Origin of the sequence: Noviherbaspirillum denitrificans, assembly GCF_002211445.1 — a bacterium.
In the GTDB taxonomy this organism is placed as follows: domain Bacteria; phylum Pseudomonadota; class Gammaproteobacteria; order Burkholderiales; family Burkholderiaceae_D; genus Noviherbaspirillum; species Noviherbaspirillum denitrificans.
The window spans coordinates 2,436,110-2,436,320 of record NZ_LSTO01000001.1; the positions used below are offsets into that span (position 1 = coordinate 2,436,110).

The following is a 211-nucleotide window of genomic DNA, read 5'->3' on the forward strand; positions in this document are numbered from 1 at the left end:
CTGTCGGGCACGCAGTCCATTCCGCTCGAGATTGCGTCGGCCTTGTTCCGGCACGCCGATGCGGTGCTGCAAGAAGCGCCGCTACTGCTGCAGGTGCGTGACGAACTGGCGGACCTGGAACGCCGGGCGACAGTGGGCTACAAACGGATGTTCGTGCTGAAGAATCGCCATCTGCGTTCACGCGGGTTGCCGCCGTTGCAGGCGTATCAGC

At 64.0% G+C, this 211-nt stretch carries 1 protein-coding gene; it reads left to right on the forward strand.

The window, feature by feature from the left end:
• Positions 1 to 211: hypothetical protein (locus AYR66_RS29550; protein WP_206047150.1), on the forward strand; the 211-nt coding region annotated here is incomplete at both ends.